We start from the raw sequence: 13,216 nt of genomic DNA on the forward strand, positions 1-13,216 counted from the left end.
TATTGCGTTTATCCTGCTCGTACTAGTGGGCACAAGCGCTCTTTGTCAAAATCAAAACGTTAAAGGATATAGAATTGAAGGCGACGAGGTTGTGTTCACATTCAACAGAAACGACTACCAATCTGTATCCCCCGACGGTTTTGAACCCTCCATCCCTTTTGAAAACCTCACTATCGATAATGTTGTGGTTGCTGGACAATTCAACAATTGGTCGATGCATCGATGGAAAATGAAGAAAGTAGATGAGAACACCTATGAACTTCGTAAGAAACTAAGCGAGTTTACAGATGCCTTTTCATGGGAATTTAAATTTGTCATTAACCATGAATATTGGGCCGAACCTTCCGCTCAGGTAAGCAACACGGTACAAGCCACTAAAGATGGCTACCATCTTAACGTACTTAATCTAAACCTTTTTACAGGCGCCTACCCTTCAAAAGATGGCAATGTTACATTCAGACTGAAAGGACATGAAGATGCCAAAGAAGTGATTTTAGCCGGCTCTTTCAACAAGTGGAACGAGCATGCCTTTAAAATGTATAAAATTGATGGAGGCTGGGAAATTATCCTGCAACTAAGACCAAACGATTATCAATACCGCTACATTGTTGATGGCCTTTGGATGGAAGACCCTACAAATCCAGACAGAGTCACCAATGAGTTTGGCGAATACAATTCACATATCAGCATTAAGGAGAATGTTACGTTTATCCTTAACGGCTACCCTAATGCAGAAAAAGTAATTTTAGCGGGCTCATTTAATGATTGGAATGAACAGCAAATTGAAATGAGCAAAACTAAAACTGGATGGACCGCGACCGTACTCCTTTCAGGTGGAAAGCACCATTATAAATACATTGTAGATGGTAACTGGATCGTAGATCCTGACAATCCCGTTAAGGAATACGATGACCACGGCTACATCAATTCTGTGATGATGGTGAAATAACTATCCCAGCATTTTCAATTTTGCAAAGCGAAGCAATAATTTTTTAACCCCACCTACTTCAAAATTGATTTCCGCTTTGGTATCTGCACCTTGTCCTTCAATCTTCAAGACCTCTCCTTTTCCAAATCGCATGTGCTCTACAATATTGCCCACAGTAAGCTCCCCATCAAATAAATTGGCCACCTCATTTTCTTTAGCTTTTGCCATCGGCTTCAATTTGGCAGGCGGAATAAACTTAGGCGGCTGCTTTTCTGACATTTTCTTCATTGGGGGCTTTTTGAACCTAACCTTATTAGGCGGCACATCTCCAAAAATATCGGCATCCAACATTGGATTAAAGCGTTGTTCTTGAACCGGAGTCAAGATTTCCAAATATTGATCATCGATTTCCTCAATAAACCTACTCGGCTCGGCATCTACCAATTTTCCCCATCGATAACGCGAAACAGTATAGGTTAAATATGCCTGCTTCTCTGCCCTAGTAAGCGCCACATAAAACAGACGGCGTTCTTCTTCCAAATCGCTTCTAGAATTCGAGCTCATGGCACTCGGAAACAGGTCTTCCTCCATCCCAACGATATACACATAAGGAAATTCCAATCCTTTTGCCAAGTGAATGGTCATTAAAGCAACTTTATCATCATCCTCATTGTCTTTGTCCATATCGGTCGCCAAAGCAACATCCTCCAAAAACTCAGTCAATGATCCTGTAGCATCTGCCAATTCTTTTTGACCTTCCACGAAATCTTTAATACCATTCAAGAGCTCCTCAATGTTCTCCATTTTGGCAACTCCTTCAGGGGTGCCATCCTTATTGAACTCCTTAATTAATCCAGTCACCTTGGTAATGTGCTCGGCCAACTCAAAAGCATTCGCTGTTTGGTTCATCACCTGAAAACTCTCAAGCATTAAAGTGAAATCACGCAATTTATTTTTAGCTCCCGAATTGATTTTTAAATCAACCTTATCCAAGTTTTGCATCACTTCAAACATGGAACGCTTGTAACCATTGGCAGCTACCAATAACCGATCAACCGTTGTTTGTCCAATTCCTCTAGGCGGAAAATTGATGACTCTTTTTAAAGCTTCCTCATCCGCCGGATTGATTACCAAACGTAAATACGACAGGATATCCTTAATTTCTTTTCGTTGGTAGAAAGACAGCCCTCCGTAAATGCGATAAGGAATATCGCGCTTTCTCAAGGCATCCTCCATAGCCCTAGACTGGGCATTGGTGCGGTATAAAATGGCAAAATCGCTATTTTTAAGCTGCTGATTCATTTTATTTTCAAAAATAGAACTCGCTACATAACGCCCTTCGTCACCATCAGTCATCAAACGATTGACCTTGATTTTCCCTCCTTCATCATTGGCAGTCCAAACCACCTTATCCAATTTGGTTTGGTTTTTATCAATAATGGAATTGGCAGCGTTGACAATATTTTTAGTGGAACGGTAATTCTGCTCCAAACGGAACATTTTCACACCATCATAATCCTTTTGGAAGTTCAAAATGTTGTTGATATTGGCTCCCCTAAAGGCATAGATACTCTGCGCATCATCCCCTACCACACAAATATTTTGGAATCTATCAGATAAGGCCCGTACAATCAAATACTGGGAATGGTTGGTATCTTGGTACTCATCTACCAAAATATAGCGGAAGCGATCTTGATACTTTGCCAACACATCGGGAAATCTAGTCAATAACTCATTGGTTTTCAATAATAAATCATCAAAATCCATAGCACCTGCCTTAAAACAGCGCTCTACATAGTTCCTGTAAATCTCTCCCAACTTTGGCCTTCTTGCTGCAGCATCAGATTCCATAAGTTCAGGGTTATTGAAATAGGCCTTAACCGTAATAAGGTTGTTTTTATAAGAAGAAATTCTAGAACGAATCTGTTTCGCTTTATAAACATCTTTATCAAGTCCCATTTCCCTGATAATGGAACCAATCAATTTATCAGAATCCTGAGCATCATAAATGGTAAAATTACTTGGATACCCCAATCTATCGGCTTCAAAACGCAGGATTTTGGCAAAAATGGAGTGGAATGTTCCCATCCAAAGGTTTTTGGCCTCACTTTGCCCAACAATTGTGGCAATACGTTCTTTCATCTCACGTGCTGCTTTGTTGGTAAAGGTCAAGGACAATATATTGAAAGGATCTACCCCTTGGCTCATTAAATAGGCAATCCTATAGGTTAGTACCCTTGTTTTGCCAGATCCGGCTCCAGCAATCACTATCATTGGCCCATCTTTTTGAATGGTTGGGGCTAACTGTGCTTCATTCAGCTGACTTAAATACTTCTCCAAAGTTTCTGATTTTTTTCCGGCGTGAAATTAACCATTGTCTAAGTTTTAGTCGGTCAGATTTATTAATAATTATAAACAATTCGGAATAATTTCTAGGTTTTATGCTTTCGTTTGTGGTTTACCATAGTTTTCAACAAACCATCTTTGGCATTGATCCAAACATAATTGAACACCGATTTGGTTTTATTTCTTTCAACCCCCTCTTTATGGCCTTCCCTAAAATGATCGGGCAACCTATCGCTATCCTTAGCCACTAAAGTATTCAACAGACCTGACAATAATTTATTTGGTGTTGAACCATCCTTTTTCAAGGCTATAATTTGAAAATCTTCATATTTGGCGCGCATATCCACTTGCGATACATCGGTATTTCCCCAAATGGTAAAGTACAATTGCTCAATTTCTCCTTCAAACTTGATCCGGAGGTTAGGTTCTGAAAATTTATTGACATCATGCACCTTCAACTTATCCAATTCTGCCTGAAATATAAAGGTTCCATCAGGGTCGTTCACATCAAAATTCCAGTGGACTTTCAAAGGCGCATGTTCCATAAAATTGGCTTCAACTTCAATCTCCGTCTTTATTGGGGATTTATAGGTGTTGCTCACATTGGCAATGTCGGCGTTCAAATTTGAAAAGGTAATCTTCCCTCCGTGATTATCTTGCTTCACTCTTTCGGAATAAGCTATGGAAGCATTTTTTATTTGAAGGGAATCAATAGTCAAATCAAAACTCAAATCCCGAAGCATCTCATTATAAAGTGGTTTTATTTTGGGGTCGTCTGCCACAAGTTTATCCCTGAAAAAATCTACTTGAGGGTTTAAGATTTCCATCTTTGGACTTGAAAAAGACACCCTCCCACTATCTCCAACACCTATTTTGTAATCTTTCAATGTTACGGATTCAAACACAACATCCGCAAAATCCCTCTCTACAGGAATATGCTTGGAAAGCTCATACTTTGAGTATTTGGAAAAGATCCTAACATTTTCAAAAGCCATGTCTTGATGGGATAATTTAGAAGGTCCAACCACCATGTTCTCGAAGGGACCAATAGTGTAGAACAGAGAATCGAAGGCTATTTGATAGCCTTCATAATCTACAGGAATCTTTTGCTGTAAAACAGTCTCATCGACAAATACCTTATCCAAACCGAAATCTAAATCGGATACATGAAGAAGTATGGAATCTGTTTCGGTATTCACTATTTCAATTCCTGCCTTGCTTATATCCAGCCTTCCAAGGTTCACCCTATACTTAAATGCTTTGGGTTCCTTCTGAACCTCTTCAATAGAATCTAGATTTTGAAGCTTAAAATAAGTCAATTTTGGCCGAACCAATTGAATATGTCCAATATCAATATTGTCATTGAACAAATACGCCCAATAACCAATATCATTAACTGAAAGAGAGTCCAAACGTAGCTTCAAGAGTGGCTCTTTGGAAGTTTCATGAAAGTTTTCCAACTCAATACCTTCAAGAGTAGCCGCCCCTTTCCAAAGGTCCAAGTCCAAATTGGAATACTTTAATTTAACGGTTTCAGGCAAAGAACTTGATAGATAATTCTCTACCTTTTCTTTCACCACCGAATTGACTTTACTAGCTGCCCAAGCAGCCAACACAACGACAGTCAAAAGAACTATCAATTTGATTTTCTTGCCTTTACCCATACATTAAAGATATCATTTTAGAACCATATTTTTTAAATATCTTTACAAAAAACCCTTTATGAACATTCTGTTATTTGCCCTTGCCGACATTCGTTGGTGGATGTGGATTCTTATTGCCTTATTCCTTGTAGCCATTAGGGATATTTTCATTCAAAAAAAACATACTATTAGCCACAACTTCCCTATTGTTGGTCATTTAAGATACCTTTTGGAAAGCATCGGCCCAGAAATGCGGCAATATTTTGTCGCCAACAATAGAGAGGAACTTCCTTTTAACAGAATTGAAAGAAGCTGGATCTATGCGTCGGCCAAAAAAGAAAACAACTACGAAGGGTTTGGAACTGATAGGGATATTTACGCCCACCAACACATCTTTATCAATAATGCCATGATTCCTTTTAAGATTGAAAAGGATCATCCAAATGCCATTGATAAAACATTTTTGCCTTGCGCCAAAGTCATGGGCGCATACAACAAACGCAAAAAACCATATCGTCCCGCCTCTATAATCAATGTCTCGGCTATGAGTTTTGGATCGCTTTCCGCAAAAGCCATCGAATCCCTCAATAAAGGGGTGCATATTGCAGGTGCCTACCACAACACAGGTGAAGGTGGTTTGTCTCCATATCATTGTCAAGGTGGTGATGTCATTTTCCATTTTGGAACCGGTTATTTTGGGGTTCGGGACAAGCAGGGTAATTTTTCCTTAAAAAAACTGGTGAAATTGGTTACGGACAACCCGCATATCAAGGCCATTGAAATCAAGTTGTCGCAGGGCGCAAAACCAGGAAAAGGCGGGGTTTTGCCCGCCGCGAAAATATCTAAGGAAATATCAGAAATACGCCATGTAGAAATGGGCAAGGATGTGCTTTCTCCTCCTAATCATTCGGCCTTTTCCAATGTACTGGAACTATATGATTTCATTGAAACCATCGCAGATGCCACAGGTCTTCCCGTGGGCATTAAGGCTGCTATTGGGAAATTGGAACAATGGGAAGAATTGGCCGACCTAATGCTTGAAAAAGGTCATGGCCCAGACTTTATCACTGTAGATGGCGGTGAAGGTGGTACGGGTGCTGCCCCTCCAAGTTTCGCCGATCATGTTTCATTACCTTGGGTATATGGTTTCACCGATTTGTACAAACTTTTCAAAAGTAAAGGTCTCACCGATCGCATTGTATTTATTGGCAGTGGTAAGCTTGGCTTTCCCGCCAAAGCCGCTATGGCCTTTGCCATGGGAGCCGATTGTATTAACGTAGCAAGGGAAGCCATGATGAGCATTGGTTGTATTCAAGCTCAAATTTGCCATACCAACCGTTGTCCCAGCGGCGTGGCCACACAGAACAAATGGCTTCAAAATGGCATAAATGTCCCTTTAAAATCAGAGCGCTTGGGGCAGTATTTTAAAACCTTCCGAAAGGAATTTATTGAAATCACCCACGCTGCAGGTTACGAGCATCCCTGCCAATTTAAAATGACAGATGTGGACGTAAATGTAGATGACCGCAATCTTTCCGAAGAATTGAAATACACTTACCATTACGAAAAAACTCCCGTCCCATTTAAAAGTATGCAAGATTTAAAAGATTGCCTATATTTGGGCGGACATTACCATAACAAATAACCCTAATTCGCCATAAACATGGATTCCGAAAGAATTATCGACTTACTACTTTTTACCATACCAACATTAGTAACAGGACTAATAGCCTACCATTTTTTTAAGGAACACACCAAAAACGAAGATGGCCGAAGACGCTTTTTATTGCATAAAGACATTCAGGTAAATACCCTTCCAATTCGTTTGCAAGCTTATGAGCGTATGGCCTTATTTTTAGAGCGCATCAGCCCATCAAAACTACTTGTAAGAGTTAAACCAACATCTTCAAACAAAGAAGATTACGAGTCTTTACTTATCGCAACTATTGAGCAAGAATTTGAGCACAATATTTCGCAACAAATCTATATTACCGATGAATGCTGGAACATTATTGGAGCCGCTAAAAACTCAACAATCCAACTGATAAGAAAGGCAAGCATGTTGGAAAAAACCGATTCCGCCAATAAGTTAAGGGAAGTGGTTTTAACAGAAATGATGGACCACCGCGCACCAAGTGACGCTGCCCTATCATTCATTAAACATGAAGTAGGCGAATTGTGGTAATCTTGTTTTAAAGATCTTTTAAAACAGAATCCGCACCGTGCTTCTTGGCAGCATGCTCATAGCCTTGCTGCCACCATTTTACCATTAAATTTCTACTGAATATCAAAGAATTTTCGGTGAGATCTGTTGGGGTGTAATACAGGTTAAGCTTCACATTTTTGTTACTTGCTGCCAACTTCCCGATAAGTATGTCGTGGCTTTCCAACTGGTCCATCAAATGACCAAACAAACTTATCATTAAGGAAAAGGGATTTTTCCCCAACACTTTTTTGCCTTCCATTTTTTCCGACTTTAAAATAACGGCATCAATCTCTGTGGCGCCACGTTGAATCGCTTCCCTTATAGGCACTACACAGCCCAAACCACCATCGGCATATTCGTTGCCATTCACTTCGGTAAGCGACATAAAAGGGATATAATTGCAGGAAATCCAGATCCAATGGCAAAATTCTTCGTAACTAAAATCCTTAATAGATTTATATTCCACGGAATTGTTTGACAAGTTAGAAACCGTAACAACCACATCTTCCTTGGTTGCCAAAATTTGAAGATATTCCTCCTTGGTAAAGTTCTTTTTAATAAGGCGCTTCAAGGATTTACTCTCTCCGAAGGTGCGCTTCATTTTGATAAATTGCCATAAGGAGTTCACAAAATCTATAGAAACAAACTCCCTATCTCCTTTTTTTCGCTGCACAAAAGGACTGATACTGAAAATATCGTGCTGTTGCACATTGGTAAAAACGTTGTACAATTTCCCTATGTTATTCACCGCCAAATGAGGAACCAACAAACTTCCTGTAGAAGTCCCAAGATACATATCGTAGTCCCTACCAAGTTCTTCAATAAGATATTGTGCAACTCCACCAGCAAAAGCACCTTTGCTCCCGCCTCCGGAAATAACCAATGCGCGCATGTAATTTTTGTATTAAGTTAAGTTATGGTTTCCCAATTTACAAAAATTCGGGTTTTATGTTTCATGGATAACAATTATATTCGTCTTCATGAATACCAAGTTGCAAACTCCCATAGACTACTTAAAAGGCGTTGGTCCTAACCGTGCCGATTTATTGCGAAAAGAGCTTGGTATTCACACCTATCAGGATTTATTGAACCTGTTTCCTAATCGCTATATCGACCGCACGCGCTACTATAAAATTAATCAGCTGCAACAAAATTCTTCCGAAGTACAGGTGGTTGGACGAATTACCGGCATCAAGGAAGTTGCTCAAAAAAGAGGCAAACGCTTAGTGGCCACCTTTAGGGACGATACCGGAACTATGGAATTGGTTTGGTTCAGGGGTCAGAAATGGATCAAGGACAGTATTAAGCCCAATACCGATTATGTTATTTTTGGGAAGACCAATTGGTACAACGGTACATTTAGCATGCCGCATCCTGAAATGGAGCTCTTGAGCGACCACAAAAACAACCTTCGCTCGGCCATGCAGGCAGTTTATCCTTCTACGGAAAAGCTTTCCACCAAGGGTATCACAAATAGGGTCATGACCAAAATAATGCAAGAGCTGTTCATAGAAACACAAGGGAGATTTGCCGAAACGCTTTCAACTTCCATTCTCACAAATTTGCAACTCATTTCAAAAAGAGAAGCCCTTTTCAATATCCATTTTCCCAAAAGTCAAGAGCTCTTGGCGAAGGCACAATACAGATTAAAATTTGAAGAACTTTTCTATATACAGCTGCAATTGGTCATCAAAAATTTGATGAATAAAACCAAGATAAAAGGCCTCCCTTTTGAGAATGTCGGACCGCTTTTCAACTCCTTTTTCAAAGAACATTTACCCTTCGATCTGACCAATGCCCAAAAGCGCGTAATCAAGGAAATTCGACAGGACTTGGGAAGCAATGCACAGATGAACAGATTGCTCCAAGGAGACGTTGGATCTGGTAAAACCATTGTCGCTTTAATGTCCATGCTCATCGCTTTGGATAACGGTTTTCAAGCATGCCTTATGGCGCCGACTGAAATTTTGTCAGTCCAGCACTTCAACGGATTATCTGAACTATGTAAAAACCTGAATATCAATATAAAAATATTAACAGGCTCAACTAATACTTCAGAACGAAAAGAGATACATAAAGCCCTAGAAAGTGGCGATTTACAAATTTTAATTGGCACGCACGCCCTCCTTGAAGACAAGGTGAAATTCAAAAATCTAGGCCTAGCCATCATCGATGAGCAGCACCGTTTTGGAGTAGCACAACGCAGTAAATTGTGGCGTAAAAATTCTACACCTCCACACATTTTGGTCATGACTGCAACACCTATTCCTAGGACTTTGGCCATGTCTGTTTATGGCGATTTGGATGTTTCCGTTATCGACGAATTGCCACCAGGAAGAAAGGAAATAAAAACCGTCCATCGCTACGATAAAAACCGTCTGAACGTTTTTAAATTCATAAGGGACGAAATCCAAAAAGGACGTCAGATATACATCGTGTACCCCCTCATTCAGGAAAGCGCCGCCATGGACTACAAAGACCTTATGGATGGGTATGAAAGTATCGCTAGGGACTTCCCTGCTCCACAATTTCAAATTTCCATCGTCCACGGTAAAATGAAACCTGCCGACAAAGATTACGAGATGCAACGCTTCATTAAAGGCGAAACCCAAATCATGGTAGCAACAACCGTGATAGAAGTTGGCGTTAACGTGCCCAATGCTTCGGTGATGATTATAGAAAGTGCCGAACGTTTTGGACTTTCGCAATTGCACCAGCTGAGAGGACGCGTAGGTCGAGGCGCCGAGCAGAGTTACTGTATTTTAATGACCAGCCACAAACTGAGTGAAGACAGCAAAGTACGTTTGGAAACCATGACCAGAACCAATGATGGTTTTGAGATCGCTGAAGTAGACCTTAAATTGAGAGGTCCTGGCGATATCATGGGCACACAGCAAAGCGGTGTTCTCAACCTTAAAATAGCAGACATTATTAAGGACAGTACCATTCTTCAACACTCCAGATATATGGCCAAGGAACTTTTAAAGAAGGACCCTTCCCTAAAACAAGAAGAAAACCAAGTCATCCTCCACACATATCAGCAACTAAGCAAGTACAAAAACATTTGGAATTACATCAGTTAGGACCATAAAAAACCCAACCTTTCGGTTGGGCCTAAAACATAACTGTACGTTTTATGATCGATTGATTGATGTATGTGAATCATAAGGCTCCAAGTTCGAAATAAACTCGTTATGACGTGCCTTAACAATAGGTATTGGTTTTAAGGAAAGTGCACAAGTATCTATAACACTACTTGTTTGAACAACTGAATCCTGTTGACTTTTCTCGGGAAGGTTTGATGGGACATGAAACTCTAAAATAGATACGAATAAAAAAACGAATAAAGCGGAAGCTCTATGCAAAGCGTCTAGTTGCTTCATAATAAATTGATTTCAAATTGATTACCCTAAAATTAACAGCTATTACAGCTCACTCATGTTAGAGCAATGTTAAAAGCTTTTAGCGCCCTGTTAATTAACTATTCCTTAAGTAATTGATAAAGGTTTATTAAAACAATTGCCTTTATCCCCACAAAAAAGTACATTCGCAAACATTTACTATTTAGTGCGTTTGGGCACGAAATTTCAAAACTTACAATTCATTTCGCATGAAACATATTTTAGCGCTTGTTTTATCCATTTTCATTACTTCAACAACTATTGCACAAACTGGCAATCAATCTCCACTAAGCATTAAAACCATTATGCAGGGCGACAATTTTGTTGGCCACTTGCCTTCAAATGCTCACTGGTCTGCCGATGGCAAAACCATTTATTTCAGTTGGAATCCTGAAGGGACTTTCAGCGATTCCCTTTATGCTTACACACTTTCCAGTGGAAATACCAAAAAAGTAGACTTTGAAACGTCGTACAACCTGTCACCGCCAAGTGGAAATAACAATATCACAAACAAATCCAGTTATGTAGATCCTTATGACCACATCACTTACAATAGCGATAGATCAAAGAGCATTTACACACAGCATGGCGACATATACTTAGTTGACCAAAAGGACTATTCGGTGACGCAAATCACTAACACCTTAGACACCGAAAGCAATATTCAGTTTACAGCAAACGATTCCAAAATAGCTTATGTAAAGAATGGCAATCTATTCACTTGGTCGTTGGAAACGGGAATCACCGAACAAATTACCGATTTCACAAATAAGAAAAACAGCACTTCTGAACGAAGCGAGCAAGACGAATGGCTATACCAAGACCAATTGGGAATTTATGAAGTACTTAGCGAGCGTAAGGCTAAAAATGACGCCAAAGAGGAACTCAACAAAAGAAATCTAAACAAAAGACCTCTTGAAATCTATACCGAAGGGAAAATTGTGACCAACATACAAATAAGTCCGAATGGAAAATTTGTAACCTACGAACTATACCGAGCTCCTAAAGAGGCCAATGGCACCATTGTGCCTCATTACGTTACTGAATCAGGCTACACCGAAGACCAACACACACGCACCAAAGTTGGTAGCGAACAAGGCACGTATGAAATGTTCATTTATAACATAGAAGCAAGAACTTTTTATCCTGTTGTTTTGGATAATTTGGAAGGTCTAGACGATATCCCTGAATACACAAAGGACTACCCTGACAAAGCATACAAAAACGACGACAGAATTTCTTATGTAACTGGACCAAACTGGAGTGAAGACAGCAAATATGCGGTATTGGACATTAACAGTAATGATTTTAAAGACCGTTGGATTGTATCCCTAAACTATGAAGATGGTTCTGTTAAAAATTTAGTAAGACAACGCGATGAAGCTTGGATAGACGGCCCTGGCATTAGCAGTTTTGGAGGAAGTGCTCTTGGATGGTTGCCAGACAACGAAACCATTTGGTACATGTCTGAATCCACCGGGTTTGCTCATTTAAATACCACCAACGTCAATTCAGGAAAAACCAAAGCACTTACCGAAGGGAATTTTGAAGTGTATGACGTCTACCTTTCCAAAAACAAAAAGCACTGGTATTTTACCTCCAACAAAACACACTCAGGAGATCGTCAATTTTATAGCATGCCACTTAAGGGAGGTAAATTCACTCAATTAACAAGCATGACGGGTAATAACGATGTGGTATTATCTCCAAACGAAGAGTATTTGGCCATTTTGCACTCCTATTCCAACAAACCAACAGAGCTTTACCTACAGAAAAATCCTCTTTTCGGAAAATCATCTGAGCAACCAAAGCAAATCACACATTCCACAACGGAAGGTTTTGAAGCTTACCCTTGGAGAGACCCAGAACTCATCACTTTTAAGGCAGAAGACGGCGCCACCGTGCAGGCTAGGCTCTACCAACCTTCCGCAGCTACCAAAAACAATGCCGCCATCGTGTTTGTTCACGGTGCTGGATACTTACAAAATGCCCATTCTTGGTGGAGTGTTTATTTTAGAGAATATATGTTCCATAATATTTTAGCGGATAACGGCTATACGGTTTTGGATATTGACTATAGAGGAAGTGCTGGCTACGGAAGAGATTGCCGAACGGGGATTTACAGGCATATGGGAGGCAAAGATCTTTCAGACCAAGTGGATGGTGTACAATATTTAATCAACAACTACGGTATTGACAAAGACAAAGTAGGTATTTACGGAGGCTCTTATGGTGGATTTATCACCCTTATGGCCATGTTCAACGAAGCCGACACCTTTAAAGCTGGAGCGGCCATTCGATCTGTTGGCGATTGGGCAGCCTACAACCACGGTTATACGGCACGCATCCTAAACACGCCAGTTTCCGATAGTTTAGCCTATAGAAGAAGCTCCCCTATTTATTTTGCAGATGGACTTAAAGGAGATTTGCTGATTTTACATGGAATGGTAGACGACAATGTTCATTTCCAGGATATGGTTCGTCTTAACCAGCGCTTGATTGAATTGGAAAAACACAACTGGGAAATGGTCCTTTATCCATTAGAAAAACACGGCTTTGTAGAACCAAGCAGCTGGACCGATGAATACACCCGAATTTTCAACCTTTTCCAAGAAAGTTTATTGGACGGCAACAACACCCAAAAAGACTAGCAACTTTAGGTCATATTTTTAGTCGCAAATATTTATCTTTG

The 13,216-nt window shown here is 40.1% G+C and carries 8 protein-coding genes; 5 read left to right on the top strand and 3 right to left on the bottom strand.

Going from position 1 to position 13,216, the window contains the following annotated elements; genetic code table 11:
• The first annotated feature begins 25 nt into the window (after positions 1–25).
• On the top strand, positions 26–949 hold the full coding sequence (locus AC6I5C_RS12730; RefSeq protein WP_497905479.1) for a hypothetical protein: 924 nt from the start codon (positions 26–28) through the stop codon (positions 947–949).
• Here AC6I5C_RS12730 and AC6I5C_RS12735 read toward each other — a convergent pair whose 3' ends face one another.
• Both AC6I5C_RS12735 and AC6I5C_RS12740 read right to left on the bottom strand, forming a co-directional pair.
• Positions 950–3,268 (bottom strand): ATP-dependent helicase, encoded by a 2,319-nt coding sequence (locus tag AC6I5C_RS12735; RefSeq protein WP_497905480.1) that lies wholly within the window; start codon positions 3,266–3,268, stop codon positions 950–952.
• Positions 3,269–3,360: 92 nt separating this feature from the next.
• Positions 3,361–4,938: an AsmA family protein gene (locus tag AC6I5C_RS12740; protein WP_497905481.1), complete on the bottom strand. Its 1,578-nt coding sequence runs from the start codon at positions 4,936–4,938 to the stop codon at positions 3,361–3,363.
• A 58-nt stretch (positions 4,939–4,996) separates the two neighbouring features.
• Here AC6I5C_RS12740 and AC6I5C_RS12745 point away from each other — a divergent pair, with 58 nt between their 5' ends.
• Both AC6I5C_RS12745 and AC6I5C_RS12750 read left to right on the top strand, forming a co-directional pair.
• Positions 4,997–6,562 carry an FMN-binding glutamate synthase family protein gene (locus AC6I5C_RS12745; protein ID WP_497905482.1) on the top strand — a complete coding sequence of 522 codons (1,566 nt, stop codon included), beginning with the start codon at positions 4,997–4,999 and terminating at the stop codon, positions 6,560–6,562.
• An 18-nt stretch (positions 6,563–6,580) separates the two neighbouring features.
• On the top strand, positions 6,581–7,102 hold the full coding sequence (locus tag AC6I5C_RS12750; RefSeq protein ID WP_053977190.1) for a DUF7935 family protein: 522 nt from the start codon (positions 6,581–6,583) through the stop codon (positions 7,100–7,102).
• Between the two features lie 7 nt (positions 7,103–7,109).
• Here the strand turns inward: AC6I5C_RS12750 and AC6I5C_RS12755 are convergent, their stop codons facing one another.
• A complete protein-coding gene (locus AC6I5C_RS12755; protein WP_053977191.1) occupies positions 7,110–8,015 on the bottom strand; it encodes a patatin-like phospholipase family protein in 906 nt (301 codons plus the stop codon).
• An 88-nt stretch (positions 8,016–8,103) separates the two neighbouring features.
• Here AC6I5C_RS12755 and recG point away from each other — a divergent pair, with 88 nt between their 5' ends.
• Together recG and AC6I5C_RS12765 are read left to right on the top strand one after the other, a co-directional pair.
• Entirely contained in the window at positions 8,104–10,206 is a 2,103-nt protein-coding gene (gene recG, locus AC6I5C_RS12760) for an ATP-dependent DNA helicase RecG (protein ID WP_497905483.1), read from the top strand.
• Between the two features lie 527 nt (positions 10,207–10,733).
• Complete coding sequence (locus AC6I5C_RS12765; protein ID WP_497905484.1) at positions 10,734–13,175, top strand: prolyl oligopeptidase family serine peptidase; 2,442 nt, start codon at positions 10,734–10,736, stop codon at positions 13,173–13,175.
• The last annotated feature ends 41 nt before the right edge of the window (positions 13,176–13,216 follow it).

It is taken from the genome of Mangrovimonas sp. sgz306409, assembly GCF_059735265.1.

Bases quoted from the DNA above. Each gene is read 5' to 3' on its own strand.
- AC6I5C_RS12740 (WP_497905481.1), bottom strand. From the start codon at position 4,938: ATGGGTAAAGGCAAGAAAATCAAATTGATAGTTCTTTTGACTGTCGTT.
- AC6I5C_RS12745 (WP_497905482.1), top strand. From the start codon at position 4,997: ATGAACATTCTGTTATTTGCCCTTGCCGACATTCGTTGGTGGATGTGG.
- AC6I5C_RS12750 (WP_053977190.1), top strand. From the start codon at position 6,581: ATGGATTCCGAAAGAATTATCGACTTACTACTTTTTACCATACCAACA.
- AC6I5C_RS12755 (WP_053977191.1), bottom strand. From the start codon at position 8,015: ATGCGCGCATTGGTTATTTCCGGAGGCGGGAGCAAAGGTGCTTTTGCT.
- recG (WP_497905483.1), top strand. From the start codon at position 8,104: ATGAATACCAAGTTGCAAACTCCCATAGACTACTTAAAAGGCGTTGGT.
- AC6I5C_RS12765 (WP_497905484.1), top strand. From the start codon at position 10,734: ATGAAACATATTTTAGCGCTTGTTTTATCCATTTTCATTACTTCAACA.